This is a genomic window from Buchnera aphidicola (Schlechtendalia chinensis) (assembly GCF_001648115.1).
Taxonomy (GTDB): domain Bacteria; phylum Pseudomonadota; class Gammaproteobacteria; order Enterobacterales; family Enterobacteriaceae; genus Buchnera_B; species Buchnera_B aphidicola_N.
Genome location: NZ_CP011299.1, coordinates 49,531 through 66,849 on the forward strand (window position 1 = coordinate 49,531; position 17,319 = coordinate 66,849).

The 17,319-nt window shown below is 26.3% G+C and carries 14 protein-coding genes; 6 read left to right on the top strand and 8 right to left on the bottom strand.

Going from position 1 to position 17,319, the window contains the following annotated elements; all coding sequences use genetic code 11:
* Positions 1 to 8 precede the first annotated feature (8 nt).
* Complete coding sequence (gene murB, locus XW81_RS00230) at positions 9 to 1,001, bottom strand: UDP-N-acetylmuramate dehydrogenase (RefSeq protein ID WP_075473792.1); 993 nt, start codon at positions 999 to 1,001, stop codon at positions 9 to 11.
* Between the two features lie 269 nt (positions 1,002 to 1,270).
* Between murB and metF the strand changes: the two genes are divergently transcribed.
* The 4 genes from metF to XW81_RS00250 all read left to right on the top strand — a co-directional run bounded on the left by metF (position 1,271) and on the right by XW81_RS00250 (position 6,286).
* Complete coding sequence (metF, locus tag XW81_RS00235; RefSeq protein WP_075473794.1) at positions 1,271 to 2,164, top strand: methylenetetrahydrofolate reductase; 894 nt, start codon at positions 1,271 to 1,273, stop codon at positions 2,162 to 2,164.
* 416 nt (positions 2,165 to 2,580) lie between these two features.
* Complete coding sequence (locus XW81_RS00240; RefSeq protein WP_075473797.1) at positions 2,581 to 3,816, top strand: argininosuccinate synthase; 1,236 nt, start codon at positions 2,581 to 2,583, stop codon at positions 3,814 to 3,816.
* 53 nt (positions 3,817 to 3,869) lie between these two features.
* Positions 3,870 to 5,249 carry an argininosuccinate lyase gene (gene argH / locus XW81_RS00245; protein WP_075473798.1) on the top strand — a complete coding sequence of 460 codons (1,380 nt, stop codon included), beginning with the start codon at positions 3,870 to 3,872 and terminating at the stop codon, positions 5,247 to 5,249.
* A gap of 284 nt (positions 5,250 to 5,533) precedes the next feature.
* Entirely contained in the window at positions 5,534 to 6,286 is a 753-nt protein-coding gene (locus tag XW81_RS00250; protein ID WP_075473799.1) for a serine O-acetyltransferase, read from the top strand.
* A gap of 326 nt (positions 6,287 to 6,612) precedes the next feature.
* Here XW81_RS00250 and rpoD read toward each other — a convergent pair whose 3' ends face one another.
* The 3 genes from rpoD to rpsU form a co-directional block, all read right to left on the bottom strand.
* The gene (gene rpoD / locus XW81_RS00255; RefSeq protein ID WP_075473801.1) at positions 6,613 to 8,451 is read right to left on the bottom strand and encodes an RNA polymerase sigma factor RpoD; all 1,839 of its coding nucleotides are present in this window, start codon (positions 8,449 to 8,451) and stop codon (positions 6,613 to 6,615) included.
* A 207-nt stretch (positions 8,452 to 8,658) separates the two neighbouring features.
* Positions 8,659 to 10,401: a DNA primase gene (dnaG, locus tag XW81_RS00260; RefSeq protein WP_075473803.1), complete on the bottom strand. Its 1,743-nt coding sequence runs from the start codon at positions 10,399 to 10,401 to the stop codon at positions 8,659 to 8,661.
* Positions 10,402 to 10,482: 81 nt separating this feature from the next.
* The gene (gene rpsU / locus XW81_RS00265) at positions 10,483 to 10,698 is read right to left on the bottom strand and encodes a 30S ribosomal protein S21 (RefSeq protein WP_075473805.1); all 216 of its coding nucleotides are present in this window, start codon (positions 10,696 to 10,698) and stop codon (positions 10,483 to 10,485) included.
* Between the two features lie 253 nt (positions 10,699 to 10,951).
* On the opposite strand from rpsU, the gene tsaD reads away from it, so the two are divergent.
* Positions 10,952 to 11,965, top strand: coding sequence for a tRNA (adenosine(37)-N6)-threonylcarbamoyltransferase complex transferase subunit TsaD (tsaD, locus tag XW81_RS00270; protein ID WP_075473807.1), 1,014 nt, complete (start codon positions 10,952 to 10,954; stop codon positions 11,963 to 11,965).
* A gap of 66 nt (positions 11,966 to 12,031) precedes the next feature.
* On the opposite strand, the gene ribB is transcribed toward tsaD, so the two are convergent.
* Entirely contained in the window at positions 12,032 to 12,685 is a 654-nt protein-coding gene (ribB, locus tag XW81_RS00275; protein ID WP_075473809.1) for a 3,4-dihydroxy-2-butanone-4-phosphate synthase, read from the bottom strand.
* A gap of 212 nt (positions 12,686 to 12,897) precedes the next feature.
* Between ribB and XW81_RS00280 the strand changes: the two genes are divergently transcribed.
* Positions 12,898 to 14,151, top strand: coding sequence for a tRNA CCA-pyrophosphorylase (locus XW81_RS00280; protein ID WP_075473811.1), 1,254 nt, complete (start codon positions 12,898 to 12,900; stop codon positions 14,149 to 14,151).
* Here XW81_RS00280 and XW81_RS00285 read toward each other — a convergent pair.
* The 3 genes from XW81_RS00285 to ptsI all read right to left on the bottom strand — a co-directional run bounded on the left by XW81_RS00285 (position 14,131) and on the right by ptsI (position 17,299).
* The gene (locus XW81_RS00285; RefSeq protein ID WP_075473813.1) at positions 14,131 to 14,958 is read right to left on the bottom strand and encodes an undecaprenyl-diphosphate phosphatase; all 828 of its coding nucleotides are present in this window, start codon (positions 14,956 to 14,958) and stop codon (positions 14,131 to 14,133) included. The genes XW81_RS00280 and XW81_RS00285 overlap by 21 nt on opposite strands.
* Before the next feature lie 88 nt (positions 14,959 to 15,046).
* Positions 15,047 to 15,553: a PTS glucose transporter subunit IIA gene (crr, locus tag XW81_RS00290; protein WP_075473815.1), complete on the bottom strand. Its 507-nt coding sequence runs from the start codon at positions 15,551 to 15,553 to the stop codon at positions 15,047 to 15,049.
* Positions 15,554 to 15,580: 27 nt separating this feature from the next.
* The gene (ptsI, locus tag XW81_RS00295) at positions 15,581 to 17,299 is read right to left on the bottom strand and encodes a phosphoenolpyruvate-protein phosphotransferase PtsI (RefSeq protein WP_075473818.1); all 1,719 of its coding nucleotides are present in this window, start codon (positions 17,297 to 17,299) and stop codon (positions 15,581 to 15,583) included.
* Between the last annotated feature and the right edge of the window lie 20 nt (positions 17,300 to 17,319).

The window sequence follows — 17,319 nt, forward strand, 5'->3', positions numbered from 1 at the left end:
TTTTAATTTTAAATTATTGTGACTTCTAATTCGAGGAAAATGTTAAATTTTTTTTTAACCCTATCTTGTACTATTTGTGTTAATTTTAATACGTCTTTTATTGTAGCGTTGTTTTTGTTAATTAATATCAATGCTTGTTTTTTGTATATTTGTGCACCTCCAATTTTATATCCCTTTAGTTGACATTCTTCGATTAACCATCCAGCTGAAATTTTTACGTGTTCATTATCTTCAGGATAGCAAGGTAAGTTTTTATACTTTGATAGTAACTTCATAGCTGTTTTTGTATTTACAATTGGGTTTTTAAAAAAACTTCCAGAATGACCGACTGATTTCAGATTGGGGATTTTATTCTTTCTAATAATTTGAATGTGATTTAAAATTTTGTGAGCTGTTAAATTTTTAAGTTCTAGATTTTTTAGTTGTGGATGAGATATGTTTGGAATCCATTTTTTAGAAAGTTTAATTTCTACTCCTAGAACAATATAATTGTAATAGTTTGCATTTTTAAAAATACTACTTCGATATTTGAACATACAATTTTTATTTTTTATTTTAATAATGTTATTATGAATTAAAGAAAAAATTTCGACATAATTACACACATTTTTAAATTCTATTCCGTACGCTCCTATATTTTGAATTGGGGCTGCACCAACTGTTCCAGGGATAAACGCTAAATTTTCTAGACCGTATATTCCCATTTTTATTGTATATATTACTAAATCGTGCCATTTTACTCCTCCTTTAACATATATTAACCAGTTGCTTTCAGTTTCTGTGATTGTAATACTTTTGATTTTGTTAATAGCAACAATACCATTATAATATTTAGAGAATAACGTATTACTACCCTCTCCTAGGAATAAAATTGGTATTTTTTTATATTTTTTTCGCGCTTTAATAAGATCATTTATGCTTTTTATAATGATAATTTTTTTTGCATATGCATTAATTTTAAATGTGTGAAATCTTTTTAGTGAATTATTTTGATATTTCATGTTTTTTTAAAAAAGTTTTTAGAGAATTTTGTTTGTTTAAATATTTTTTTAAACTTTTAGAAAATATTGCAATTTTAAATATTATTTTTTAGTTTTAACATAATTAATCATATTATATAAATATATATAAAAATATATTTGCGTATTTTGAGATATGAAATATTTTATTATTTATTTTTTTAAAAATTGACGTTTTAAAGTTTAATATTTCAATAGTTTTAATAATATAGCTACTTTCAATTTTTTTTTGTTTTAAGAGGAATTATAGTGTGAACTCTTTTAATATGCGTTATCATGAAGTATTAAATGAATATTTATTAAATGTACGTGATAAAGTTCAAATTTCATTTGAACTATTTCCTCCTAAAAATGAAATATCTTGTGAAAATTTATTGCAATTAGTTGATAAATTAAAATTGTTTAATCCCATTTTTTTTTCAGTAACATGTGGTGCTTTTTTAGGAAAAAAAGATAACACGTATAACATTTCAAAAAAAGTGTATCAACGTACTGGAATTGAAACTGTTCCTCATCTTACTTGTATTAATTTAAAAAGAGAAGAATTAATAAATGTTGCTCACAAATATTGGGAAAACGGGTTTCGCCATATTTTGGCATTAAGAGGAGACGTTGAGGATTTTAATAGTAAACCTAATATGTACGCTGTTGATTTAGTAAAATTATTAAAAAGTGTTGCTAATTTTAATATTTCTGTTGCTGCTTATCCGGAAATACATCCAGAATCTTTTGATGCGCATTCTGATTTAATTAATTTAAAAAAAAAAATTGATGTTGGTGCTAATCGTGCTATTACTCAATTCTTTTTCAATATTGATTGTTTTTTACGATTTAGAGACTTGTGTGTGCATAATGGCATTACTATAGATATTATTCCAGGAATTTTCCCTATCGTGAATTTTAGACAGTTATGTAATTTTGTCAAAACGAGTAATGTAACGATTCCTCGTTGGATTTTTAACATGTTTGATGGGTTAGACGATAATATTGAAATGAGAGAAATTTTAGGAGCTAGTATAACTATGGATATTGTCAAAGTCCTTTATAAAGAGGGAATAAGAAATTTTCATTTTTACACTATGAATAAATTTAAAATTGTAGCTTCTGCTTGTCATATTTTAGGAATGGCATCTAACGTTTTGTAAAATTTTTTAAAAAATTTCGTTGAAATTTTTTTCAATTTAATTCTTTATAAAGATATTAGCTTTTTCATATATTTTTAAATAGTACGTTTGTGATAAAATTGTATATCAAATAATATGTGCAAATTTTAAAAATAATTTGATTGTGAACTTTAATTTTTTTTGTTTAAAATATAAACATTTAAGCATGTTAAACCATTTCTTTTTATTTGGTATTTTGAGATCTTGTTTATTTTAAATTAAATAGTATATTTTAATTTTTGTGTTATTAATATTAGTAATTTTATTGAATGAAATAATAATTAATTATTTTTTATTATAGTTTTTATTAGTTTAAGTGAGTTACGAATTTATGAAATATAGTTTTAAGATTTTAATTTTTATTAGAAATTTTCTAATTTTTAAGGATTATAGTAATAATGAAAACAGTTGTTAAGAAAGTAGTATTGGCTTATTCGGGAGGACTAGATACGTCAGCAATTATTCCTTGGATAAAAGAAAATTATAATTCAGATGTAATTGCTTTTGTAGCTGATGTAGGACAGTCTAAAAATGATTTAATAAATATTAGACAAAAAGCACTAGAATCTGGTGCATCTCAGTGTATTATCGTTGATTTAAAAGAGGAATTTGTCACAAATTATGTTTATCCTATGTTAAAAACTGGAGCATTGTATGAGGGAAATTATTTGTTAGGTACGGCAATTGCTAGACCAATTATAGCAAAAGCTCAAGTTGAAATTGCATTAAAATTAGAAGCTGATGGTTTGTGTCATGGAGCTACTGGTAAAGGCAATGATCAAGTTCGATTCGAAATGGTTTATTCCGCATTAGCACCACAACTAAAAGTTATTACTCCTTGGAGAGAATGGAAATTTCGTTCAAGAGAAGAATTATTATTTTATTTAGAAAGTCGAAATATACATACAACTTCTACTATTGAAAAAATTTATAGTAGAGATGAAAATTCCTGGCATCTTTCTACAGAAGGTGGAATTCTTGAGGATCCTTGGAATTGCAGCAAAAATGATTGTTGGGTATGGACTGTAGATCCAAAAAATGCACCTAACATTTCTGAATGCGTCTCAGTTAAGGTAGAGAATGGAAATATTGTAGCATTAGATAATATTTTTTTAACTCCATTAGAATGTCTAAAAAGATTAAATTTTTTAGGATCAAAACATGGAATTGGTCGTATTGACATTGTTGAAAATCGTTTAACAGGAATGAAATCTAGAGGTTGTTACGAAACACCGGGTGGAACTATAATGTTTGCTGCATTACGTGCTTTAGAACAGCTAGTGCTAGATAGAGACAGTTTTAAATGGAGGCAAATACTTGGATTAGAAATGTCGTATGTTATTTATAGTGGAAATTGGTTTAGTCCAATTCGACGGTCAATTCAAGCGGCATCTGATGAGTTGTCTTCGGAATTAAATGGAGAAGTTGTGTTAGAGCTGTATAAAGGGATGGTTATTCCTGTTAAAAAATCTTCACAGAATTCTTTGTATTCTAAAGAATTTGTTACATTTAGTTCAGATAACGTTTTTAATCAATCCGATGCTTGTGGTTTTACAAAATTATTCTCTTTATCTTCTAGAATACGAGCAATAAATAATTGTTATAATTCAAAAAATACAGATATTAAGACATAAAATCTTTTATTTTTCAATTTTACGTGCCACATTAAAACAAATGGAGTAGATATATAATGTTGTGGGGAGGAAGATTTTTACAAAAAAATAATCCGTTGTTCAAAAAATTTAATTCTTCTTTAGATATTGATTTCAGATTAGTGAAACAAGACATTTTTGCTTCTATAGCTTGGTCAAAAGCCTTATTAAGGTCTAACATTTTAACTGAAGAAGAGCAAAAAAAAATTGAGACTGCTTTGAATTTTTTATTGCAATCTGTAGAACACGATCCTGATTTAATTTTAAAAAGTGATTTGGAAGATGTTCATAGTTGGGTAGAACGAGAACTAGTCAACATTGTTGGAGTAATTGGTAAAAAGCTACATACTGGACGTAGTAGAAATGATCAAGTTACTACTGATTTAAAATTATGGTGTAAACATAAAGTTATATGTTTATTTAAAAGTATAAAGAATCTTAAGGGAGCTTTTCTGAACATTTCTAAAAAAAATGTAAACACTATTATGCCAGGATATACTCATTTGCAAAGAGCTCAGCCTATTACTTTTGCTTTTTGGTGTTTAGCATATATAGAAATGTTAAATCGAGACATAGATCGTTTGAAAGACGCGTATAGAAGACTAGATATTAGTCCATTGGGATGTGGGGCGCTTTCTGGTACTTCTTGGAACATTAATCGAAAAGTTTTGGCAAAAGATTTAGGATTTGCGTCAGAAACAAAAAATAGTTTAGATAGTGTTTCAGATCGCGACTACGTTATAGAGTTAGCATCTATTGCATCTATTGGAATGATTCATTTGTCTAGATTTTCTGAAGATTTAATTTTTTTCAATTCTTTGGAATCTAATTTTATAACTTTATCAGATGAAGTAACTTCGGGTTCTTCTATTATGCCACAAAAAAAGAATCCGGACGCTTTAGAATTGATTAGATCTAAATCTGGGAGAGTTATTGGATTTTTAATGAACATTTTAGTAGTCTTAAAAGGACTTCCATTATCGTATAATAAAGATATGCAAGAAGATAAGAGAGGTTTATTTGACTCTTTAGATACTTGGAACAATTGCTTATTAATGTCTACTTTAATTTTAGAAAATATAGATATTAATTGTTCAAGATGTTTAGAAGCAGCTCAGAAAAGTTATGCTAATGCTACTGAACTAGCTGATTATTTAGTACAAAAAGGACTAGCATTTCGTGATGCACATCATATTACTGGAAGAATAGTACTAAGAGCTATAAAAGAAAATGTTCCTTTAGAAAATTTAAATTTGAATATATTAAAAACGTATTGTAATAATATAGACAATGACGTATATGGTTATTTAACATTGGAATCTATTTTAAAAAAGAGAAATTCAAAAGGAGGTGTTTCATTTCAGCAAGTAAAATATGCTATTGAAAATGTAACAAAGGATTTTGATAAATATTAGAAATTAACTATTTTTACAAAGTTTGCGTATACATAGTTTCATAATATATTTCATTTAGGTTTATGTAGACATTGACATTTTATATTGATAGTTAAATAGAATAATTAACAGTATAGTTATTCATATATTTCAAAAAAATTAGAATAAATTATAGAACGAATTAACATAATTAATGTTATGATAATCATATTATTTAAAACTTTATATAATGTAATAAGATTAAATTAATTCAGTTATAAATCGTCTCATTGTTACGAACTCTTATAAGTTATGTTTAAAAAAAAATGTTATTTCAAGAAGTAGAGTTAATCTGGAATCAAATTTTGTCTGAAGTACAAACTTTAGTTACTAAAGAATCGAGATTAATAGGGTTTTATCAATCTTATGTATTAAACCATAAAAATTTTAGTTTGGCATTAAGTCACCTTTTATCAAAAAAGATAGGAAACAGTATTATTTCTTCTATTTCTGCGAGAGATATTATATATGAGATATATAATGATAATCCCGTTATTGTTTTATCAGCGGTCAGAGATATAGAAGCAGCATATGATAAAAATTTTGAAACAGAATACTATTCTACTCTATTCTTGTACTTAGATGGATTTCATGTATTACAATTATATCGAATTAGTCATTATTTATGGAATATAAAACGAAGAGAATTATCTATATATTTTAAGAATTGTATCTCTTCTGTATTTTCTGTGGACATTCATCCTTTTTCTAAAATAAGCGATGGAATTGTGTTTGAACATGTTTTTGGGGTTATTATTGGAAAAACTATTGTTTTTCAAAATAGCTCTAAGACTTTATATTCAGTTATGTTAAACAATTCAAGTGAACAGTGTGAAATGTATTTTCCAACAATACATAAAGGAGTATTAATAGGAGCAGGAGTAATAATACTAGGAAAAGTTGAAATAGGATCTGAATCAAAGATTTGTGCTGGTTCTGTTGTATTAACTTCTATCCCTCCTAGATGTGTCGTCTCTGGTAATCCTGCACGAGTAATTGATGCTTTTAATAATAAGTAATTAGTAATGGAACAAGTATTTACTTATTAAAACAAACATTTTTTATTTTTAAAGTTTTATTTTTCTTATTTATTAGAAAGTGTTAAATTAATTTATATGTTTAAAGTTTTAGATATTACTAATATAAAATTGATTTTATTGAAAATGTTTAATTAGAAAAATCATTATTATTTTTTTAGTTTATAAACTTTTTATAAATATTATGAAGCACTTTGAGTCTTTTGCTTTTTTATAAATGTATAATTATATGTGGTATGTATGCTAAAATTACTTAAAGCTTCCTGTTTTTATAGGAAGCTTTATTAGAAATTTGAAAAGTTTTATGTTCAGTCGTCTAAAAAACTACGCAATATTTCTGATCGGCTAGGGTGTCGTAATTTTCGTAGTGCTTTAGCTTCTATTTGTCGTATTCTTTCGCGAGTAACGTCAAATTGTTTACCTACTTCTTCTAAAGTGTGGTCTGTGTTCATATCAATTCCAAATCTCATTCTTAATACTTTAGCTTCTCGTGCTGTTAGTCCTGATAAAACGTTGTGGGTTGCAGATCTTAAACTTTTTGAGGTGGCTGAATCAAGAGGTAATTCTAACGTAGTGTCTTCTATAAAATCTCCTAAATGAGAGTCATCATCTTCTCCAACCGGAGTTTCCATTGATATTGGTTCTTTTGCTATTTTTAAAACCTTTCGTATTTTTTCTTCAGGTATTAACATACGTTCTGATAATTCTTCAGGCGTTGGTTCTCGACCTATTTCTTGTAATATTTGTCTAGAAATTCGATTTAGCTTATTAATAGTTTCAATCATATGTACTGGTATTCTAATAGTTCTTGCTTGGTCTGCAATAGATCGTGTAATTGCTTGTCTAATCCACCAAGTAGCATATGTCGAGAATTTGTATCCTCTTCGATATTCGAATTTATCTACGGCTTTCATTAGTCCTATATTGCCTTCTTGAATTAAATCCAAAAATTGTAATCCTCTATTAGTATATTTTTTTGCAATTGAAATAACTAATCTTAAGTTAGCTTCTACCATTTCTTTTTTCGCTCTTTTTGCTTTTGCTTCTCCAATAGATATTTTTTTATTAATGTCTTTAACTTGTTTTATAGTTAATCCTGTTCTTCTTTCAATATTCGTTAATTTTTTTATAATAATATCGAATTCTTTCTTTGTCTCTTTAAATTTTTCAAACCATGGTTGTTTTTTGTATTTTGATAATTTCGTCCATATTTTTCTTAAATTTTGTTCTAGAAAGAGTTTAAAAAAGAGATATCTTGGAATTTTGCAACGTTCTATGCATAATTTCATCATTATTTTTTCTTGTTTTCGAACTTTCTCCATCATATGTCTCATGCTTGTAACAAGATAATCAAATTGTTTTGGTACTAATCTGAATTGTTTAAATATTTCTGATAATTTATGAATTGCAATTATGGAATCTTTATGATCTCTACTTTTATATTTTATTATATTGTTTGTTATAGTATATTGATCTTTTAATTTAGCAAATTTTTCTCTAGCTATTTCTGGATCAACTTGATGATCGTTTTCGTTATGTTCATTTAATGTATCATCATTATCATGATGATTTTCCTCTTCTATTAATTCAGATCCAATATTATGTGAAATAGATGAAAAGAATTCTTCTGAATTTGGATCGATAAATCCATTAATTAAATCAGTTAGTTTTAGTTCTCCTAGTTCGATTCGATTATATTGTTTCAGTAAATAAGTAATAGTTTCAGGATATTCTGATACAGAACATTGAACTTGATTGATGCCATCTTCTATTCGTTTTGCTATATCAATTTCGCCTTCTCTAGTTAATAGTTCAACTGTTCCCATTTCACGCATGTACATTCGAACTGGATCAGTAGTACGGCCTAAATCGGATTCTACGTTAGATAATACTTGTGCTGCTGCTTCTACTGCATCTTCATCTGCATCTGTATTTCTTATTTCTTGTAGTATGAGATCATCAGAGTCTGGTGCTTCTTCTACTACTTGAATACCCATGTCATTAATCATTTGAATAATGTCTTCTATTTGGTCTGAGTTAATGATGTCATTTGGTAAGTGATCATGGACTTCAGCATAAGTTAAGTATCCTTGTTCTTTTCCGTGGGTAACTAATAGTTTAAGTTGTAATTGAGGATTATGCTCCATAAGACTGTATCCATGTTTTATTTGTACAATTAATATATACAAACTATAATTAAGATAATTTATGATACAAATATATTGAATTTATTTTTTAGTATTATATTTAAAATTCTTAATAAAAAATTATCATTTCTAATAAGTAAAATTTTAATTTACAATTTTTTATTAAATGATTATAATTTTACTAATAGTTTGAACGTTAATATGGTTTTATTGTTTTAGTTGTTTACTAATTATCCATAATTTATTTTTTTCATTTTTTTGTAATCCTATATTTCTATCTTTTGAAATTAGCATATTATATTCATATTCTAATATTTTATTTTTGAGATTTATTAATGAATCTAAGAAAACTTTTGTTACTTGATTTTCAATAATCATGTGGTTCCATTTAGCAAATTGATTTAATTTGTCAAAAATTTTTGTATTTCTATACATTTCTAAAATTTGTCCGGTGTTACAATTAGGGAATTCGATACATTTTTTTACCAAATCTAAAAAAATAGATAATCCTTTCAATTGAAAATTATTTGAATTTTTTATAGGTGGAACGCATAAAGCTAATTTTGGCTTTTGTATTAAAAGACTTATTAAAGTACGCATAGTCATTTGTGTTAACGATTTAAATTTGTCGTGTTTTTTTAAAATTTTTTGAGTTTCTATAACATTGAATTTCATTAAAACATTATGATCTGGAATTCCTATTTTATTTCCAAGTTCTTGTAATAAGTAAATTCGCATTATTTTTCCTGGAATTTTATTAATTAGTGGCATGACAATAGAACTTAAATAAGATCGTTCTCTTATTGATTCCAAATTTATATTTTTTAGTAATTTGTCAAATAGAAATTTTGATAGATGAGTTGCATTTTTGATACGTTTTTCAAAATTTTTACATCCTTCCTTTCTAACAATTGTATCAGGATCTTCACCACCAGGTAAAAATACAAATTTAATATATTTTCCATCATGAATATATGGTAGAGAAATTTTTAGAGTTCGCCAAGCAGCTTCTTTTCCTGCAAAATCACCATCGTAACAGAATATAATATTGTTAGTAATTCGAAATAATAATTGTATTTGGTAATTTGTTATAGATGTTCCTAATAAAGCAATAGAATAATTAATACTGAATTGAAATAGTGTGATTACATCGAAATATCCTTCAACTATTAATAGTTTTTTAGGTTTTGGATTATTTTTTAGAATCTCAAATAGACCATATATAGTTCTTCCTTTCTTAAATATTTCTGTATCTGGAGAGTTAATATATTTAGGAATAGTGTTATTAATCGATCTTCCTCCAAATCCAACAACTTCCCCGTTTTTATTATAAATAGGAAATATGATTCTTCCTTTCAAACGATCATATTTTTTCCCTTTTTCATTAACAATCAATACACCAATATCAATAAATTCTTGAAAGTTAAGTTTATTAGTTTCAATTTTATTTTCTATATTGTTCCAATTAATATTAGAAAAACCAATATTAAAATGTTTTATTGTATTCTTATTTATACCTCGATTAATTAAATATTTATATGCATATTTTATATGAAATAAGTTTTTGTGATAATAATGAGATAGTTTTCTTGTTAAAATGTATAAATTATTTCGTTTTTCATAATTGAATTTTTGATAAAAGTGCTTTTTGTCATATGGTATTTTAAATCCATTAATATATGCTAATTCTTCAATGCTTTCTATAAATGTTAACTTGTCATAATTTATTAAGAAATCAATTACATTTCCATGTGAATTACATCCAAAGCAATAGTAAAATTGTTTTTCATAGCTCACGGTAAAAGATGGTGTATTTTCTTGATGAAAAGGACAATGAGCATTGTAGTTTTTTCCAATTTTTTTTAGTGGTATTCTGTTGTGAATAATATTAACAATATCGGTTTGATGTAATAATTCGTTGATAAAATATTTTGGAATTATTCCTTTCATATTATTTAGTTATGTGACATGCATTTAGACCGAACTTCCAAACTAAAAGAACGGTCGGTAATTTTTATGTGATAGTTAAATTTAGTACATACGGACTCGTTTTGAATTCTCTCTAGACAGTTTTTTAGTTAACCTTTTTACTGCAGACGCTTTTGATCGTTTCCGTTCAGTTGTAGGTTTTTCATAAAATTCTCGTCTTCGAATTTCTGCTAAAATTCCAGCTTTTTCGCAAGATCTTTTAAATCTCCGTAATGCTACGTCAAAAGGTTCGTTTTCGCGCACTTTTACTATTGGCATAATTATATCCTTAATGAAATTAACATATTTAATGTTTATATTTTTATGTTCTGTATCGCTAACAATTATGTGTAATATTTAATTTCGAACTATAAAGTTGTTTTAAAAAAGATTGAAAATAGTTTTTTTTATAATAAAATAAAGTTAATATTTAGTTAGTTTATATTTTAGCATAATGGTTTCAATATATAACATATATACGTTGTAGAAATGTTTATACTATTACAATTAGTTGTTTTAATTATAAATTAATATGAGAATATTAGGTATTGAAACTTCTTGCGATGATACTGGAATTTCAGTATACGACAGCATTGAAGGGATTTTGTTTAATAAGGTATTTAGCCAATTCAATTCTTATAACAGTTATGGTGGTATTGTTCCTGAGTTAGCTTCTCGAAAGCATCTTGAAGTTTTATCGAAATTAATTCAAAATTCATTTGAAGAATTTAATCTTGATAAAAACTCTATAAACGCTATTGCGTATACTGCTGGTCCTGGATTAACAGGATCGTTATTAATAGGTGCATCCCTAGCTGTCGCATTAGCTTTTTCTTTAAATATTCCTACGATTTCAGTAAATCATATGGAAGGCCATCTATTAACTCCTATGTTGGAAGATAAAAAGCCAAAATTTCCTTTTATAGGATTGTTAGTATCTGGTGGACACACTCAGTTAATTAATGCACGTGGGATAGGAGAATATGAGTTATTGGGTGAATCATTAGATGATGCTGCTGGTGAAGTATTTGACAAGGTAGCAAAATTATTAGGATTAAAATATCCCGGTGGATCTAATTTATCAAAATTAGCAGAATCAGGAGTAAGAAAAAATTTTTGTTTTCCAAAACCAATGATTAATCAAAAAAATTTAAACTTTAGTTTTTCTGGGTTAAAGACATTTGTGTCTAATGTTATAAAAAAAGAAAAATTTGATTTTCAAACTCGAGCAAATATTGCTAAAGAATTTGAACATGTAATTGTCGAAATTTTGGTTGAAAAGAGTAAAAGAGCTTTAGAAAAGTTGAATTATACTACTTTAGTAGTTTCTGGAGGAGTTAGTATTAATAAAGTTCTTAGAAAAAAATTAAATAATATGATGAATATTCGAAAAGGTAAAGTTTTTTATTCAAGACCTGAATTGTGTTCTGATAATGGAGTGATGATAGCATATGTCGGAATGTTGCGATTTAGAAAATTTAAGAGTTTTGATTTAAGAATTTTAGTACATCCTAGATGGTCTATAACTGAATTGAAATCTATATAATTTTAAAAATAAATAGTATAGGTTCAATCTTTACACTAAAATTTATATAATATTTTAAATTTTTATTTATTTAGCGTGTGCTTTTTTAATCGTAATATATTCTTTTAAATCTTTAATAGTTAACATAGGAATATTATGAAATTTTGAAAATCGAATAATTTCAGACAATTTTGACATAGATCCATCTTTATTAGTTAGTTCACATAATATTCCAGCAGGTTTAAATCCTGCTAAAGTGACTAGTTCTATAGATGCTTCTGTATGTCCAGGTCGTCCAAATATTCCGTGTTTATGTGCTTGTAATGGAAATATATGTCCAGGTCTATGTAGATCTTGTGGTTTTGCGTTTTCTCTTATTGCTGTTCGAATAGTAGTAATTCTATCTTTAGCAGATACTCCAGTCGATATTCCTTTAGCAGCTTCAATAGTTACGGTAAAGTTAGTTCTAAATTTGCTGGTATTGTTTTTGACCATAAAAGGTAACTTTAATTGTTTTCTTTTAGATTCTGTAATACATAAACAAACAATTCCACTCCCGTATCGAATAGTTAACGCCATTTGTTTAATAGTCATAGTTTCTGCAGGAAAAACGAGGTCTCCTTCGTTTTCTCTATTAGCATCATCTAAAACAATTACTCCATTTCCTAGTTTAAGGGATTTAATAGCATTTTCAATTCTTTTTTTTGAAGTTATAGAAAAAAAAGACTCGTATATTTTCATTTTATATCCTTTTATAGAATAGAATTAATATTTAACAGAGAAATTAATAAGTATAGTTTAACGGCTACTTGGATATATTTTAATATACTATGATATTAGTTTAAAACAAATGTTTCTGATATTTTTATCAGTAAGTCATTATTTATAGTTTTTAAGGTTAATGTTTAACAGTTCTTTTAATTCTACGAAGTAATATACAAAGGACAATTATTATGAAAATATATTTAGTAGGAGGTGCTGTACGAGACGAATTACTGAATGTTCCAATTAAAGATAGAGATTGGGTAGTTATTGGAGCTACTCCAAAAATGCTGTTAAACTTAAATTTTAGAAAGGTAGGTAAAGATTTTCCTGTTTTCTTGCATCCTATTAGTAAAGAAGAATATTCTTTAGCGAGGATTGAGAGGAAATGTGGTTTTGGATATACAGGTTTTAAAACCAATTATTGCAAAACAGTGACCTTGAAAGAAGATTTAAAACGTAGAGACTTGACAATTAATGCTATAGCAAAAGATAAAAATGGAAATTATATTGATTTCTTCAACGGTTTAGAAGATCTTAGAAATAGAACTTTTCGACATGTTTCTTTGGCTTTTTGCGAAGATCCTTTAAGAATTTTTAGAGTGGCGAGATTTTCTGCAGCTTTTAATCATTTTGGTTTCAGGATTGCATCAGAAACCATGAAATTAATGATTAATATGGCGAATAGTAAAGAGTTGTTATATTTAACTAAAGATAGGATTTGGAAAGAAACGGAGAAAGCATTTAATACTTCTAACCCTCATGTATATTTTCAAATTTTATATAATTGTAATGTTTTGTATATTATATTTCCTGAAATTAATTTAGTATATCAGAATCAGTTTTTTAATATTAATAAAACTTTTCAAGCAGTATATTTTAAATTTAATTTTTCTATGGAAGTCGCCAAGGTTTCGAAATTAAGTAATGAATTAGATATTAAATTTGCTTATATATGCGGAATTATTTGTTATTTTAAAATATTTAATATTGATTTTTTTTCTTTAGAAGTTCAAATTAATTATTCAAAAGAGTTAGTCGAGAAATTTTGTAATCGTTTATGCGTTCCGTCGAAGATTAAAAATTTGTCTGTTATTTTTTCTAAATATTTTAAATTTTTGAGTGTAATTCATTTACAATCTTCGAAAAATATTGTTGTTTTTTTAAACAATGTGGATGCGTGGAGAAAACCTGATAGGATATACAAATTATCTACGTTAATTGATTTATATATGTTATGTTTTATGAATGTGAATATTTCCAATGTGTTTCAAGGAACTTTCTTAAAAAATGTGTTTGAAGTTTCTCAAAATATTTCTACTAAATGTATTATAAATTCGGGATTTTCAGGAATTGAAGTGCGTTTTGAATTAACTCGTTTGAGAATAATTAAAATTGATAGGTGGAGAAATTTATATCATAATTTAAAAGTAACACAAAAATAGGTAGATCATCAGAGATAATGCCAATCTATATATTATAAATGGTATAAAAGAACAAGTTTCAATAATTTTAAAAAATTTTTTTACACATATTTTAGATGTAAGAAAAGCAGAAGAAAATCCTATTAAAAAAATGGGTGTATTATGTAATGTTATAGTTTGATAACTATTAATTACGTCGAAAATTGTTTCTCCAAAGAAAATTGGAATAGATATAATAAATGAAAATTGTGATGCTATACGTTGATTAAGACCTATTAAAATTCCTATAGAAATAGTAGAACATGATCTTGAGAAACCTGGTAATACAGCTAAACATTGAAATAATCCTATAATAAATGATTTAAAGATATTTATGTTCTTATTTTTATATTTTGTTGTTCTTTTAAATATTTCAGATGCTGTTAGTAAGGCAGAACCAAATATTAATGATAGACATATATTCTTATAACTGAATAAAATTTTTATGTATTTATGAAAGCATAGTCCTATTATCGACGCTGGAAGAATTCCAAAAAATACATGATACTGTGAAAATTTATCATTGATTATATTTTTTTGTTTAATATTTATTATAGAGAAAAGCATTTTAACAAATGTACTTTTAAAATACAAAAATATAGATAATGATGTTCCAAATTGCATAAACGTATTCAGAATATTTGATTCATTTTGTGCTATTTTAAAGATTTTAGAACATAAAATTATATGGCTAGTCGATGATATAGGAAAAAATTCAGTAATACCTTCGATAATACCAAGTACAATAGTGATTAAAATTTTTTGAATATTTAAAGTGAATAAATTCATACTGTTTCTATAATACATGTAGGGAGTATTTTTTAAAATTGTTTGTAAAGGTAAAACGGATGGTGATGTACCGTTTTACCTAAAAATTTTATCTATTTACGGAAAATATTATATTTTTTCCTGCAATTACTGTACCTGATTTTTTATATATTTTTTTGAACGTTTCTATATTAGATATTACTATGGGTGTTAATATAGATTTTGATGTTTTTTTAAGTAGAGTTAAATCAAGACTAATGATTGGGTCTCCAATTTTTACGATTTGATTTTCTTTAGCAATTTTTTTAAATCCAACACCTTTTAGTTTGACTGTATCTATACCAAAATGAACGAATAATTCAATATTGTTTTTATTTGATTTGATTGAAAATGCATGTAATGTTTTAAATATCTTTCCAATAACGCCATCAATTGGAGATAATATAATATTACTATTTGGTAAAATAGCTACTCCATCTCCTACTATTTTTTCCGAAAATACAATGTCTGGAACTTGTTCTAAACTGACTATTACTCCAGATAATGGGGCAAAAATGTTTATCATTTTTTTAGATGCAGATTTTTTATTTTTAAAAAAATTGGAAAATAAATTCATACTTTTTCCTATTTACGATTCTTTCTATTAACTATTTTTTGAAAAATCGTTAATAACATTTATTATTTTTTTTGATGTTGATTGTGATAAAACATCTTTTGCTAATTTTTTTGCATCTAAAAAGTTTGTTTTTCGAATTATTCTTTTTACTTTTGGGATATTTGGTGCACTCATACTAAATTCATCTAAGCCCATTCCGAGTAATAACGCTGTTGCTTTTTCATTTCCAGCTAATTCTCCGCACATTCCAATCCATTTTCCAGCTTGGTGAGAAGTGTTTATAACTTGTTGAATCAGACGTAATACAGAAGGGCACATTGGATCGTATAATTTTGAAATTAAGTCATTTCCTCGATCAACAGCTAAGGTGTATTGTGTTAGATCGTTACTACCAATGCTAAAAAAGTTCACTTCTTTTGCTAAATGGTTGGCTATTATAGCAGATGCTGGAGTTTCTATCATAATACCTATTTCTATTTCTGAATTGAACGGTATATTTTTGTTTTCAAGTATAATTTTTAATTTTTCTATTTCTTCTTTTAAGTATTGGATTTCTTCTACAGAAATAATCATTGGAAACATTATTTTTAGTTTTCCAAAAGCTGATGCTCGTAATATTGCAGTTAATTGTGTATGTAAAATTTCCTTTTTGTCCATGCATATACGAATTGCTCGCCAACCTAAAAATGGATTGTCTTCCTTAGGGACATTCATATACGATAGATTTTTATCACCACCTATGTCCATAGTTCTTATAATTACAGATTTTTCTTGCATTTTTTCTGCAACTGTTTTGTACACGTTAAATTGTTCATCTTCTGTAGGAAAAGAGTTTCGGTTCATAAATAAAAATTCTGTTCGATAAAGTCCTATGCATTCAGCTCCATTTTTCTTTGCATTCATAACGTCTTGAATTGTTCCTACATTTGCTCCAAGTTTTACTTGATGACCGTCAATTGTAATTGCATATAAATTTTTTAGTTGTGTTAAATCGTTTTTTTCTAGTTCATATTTTTTTTTTAACGTTTTAATTTCATGTATTTTTTCTAATTTTGGATTTATGAATATAGCATTATTGATGCCGTCTAATATTATATAATCGTTATTATTTACTTTTTGTGTAATATTTCCAGTACCAACAATCGCAGGTATTTCTAGAGAACGAGCGATTATAGAAGTATGAGATGTTTGACCACCTAGATCTGTAACAAATCCCAAAACTTTGTTTATTTTTATTTGGGCTGTTTCCGAAGGAGTCAAGTCTTTAGCTATTAAAATTACAGGATATTGAATATGATTGAGGTCAATAATATTTAAATTTAATATGTTTCTAATTAGTCTATTACCGATATCTTTTATGTCAATTGCTCTATTACGTAAATATTCGTCATTTAATTTTTCTAAAACTTTATATTGTGTTTCTACTACTATTTGAGTTGCATATTCTGCTGATATTTTTTTTTCTTGAATTAAAAAAAATATTTCTTTTCCTAATTCTTCATCTTCTATTAGCATGATGTGACTTTCGAAAATGTCTTTTTTATTGTTGTTTAACGTTTTTTCTATTTGTGATTTAATGTTTTTAAGTTGAGTTATAGTTTTTTGTTTTCCTTGTATAAACTTTTTAATTTCTTTTTTAATGTTTTCATCTTTAATTTTATTTTTGTTAATAAAAATTTTTTCTTCTACTAATAGTAATGCATTTCCAAAAGCAATTCCTGGAGATGCTAAAATTCCTGAAATCATAATATTACCCTTAACATAAC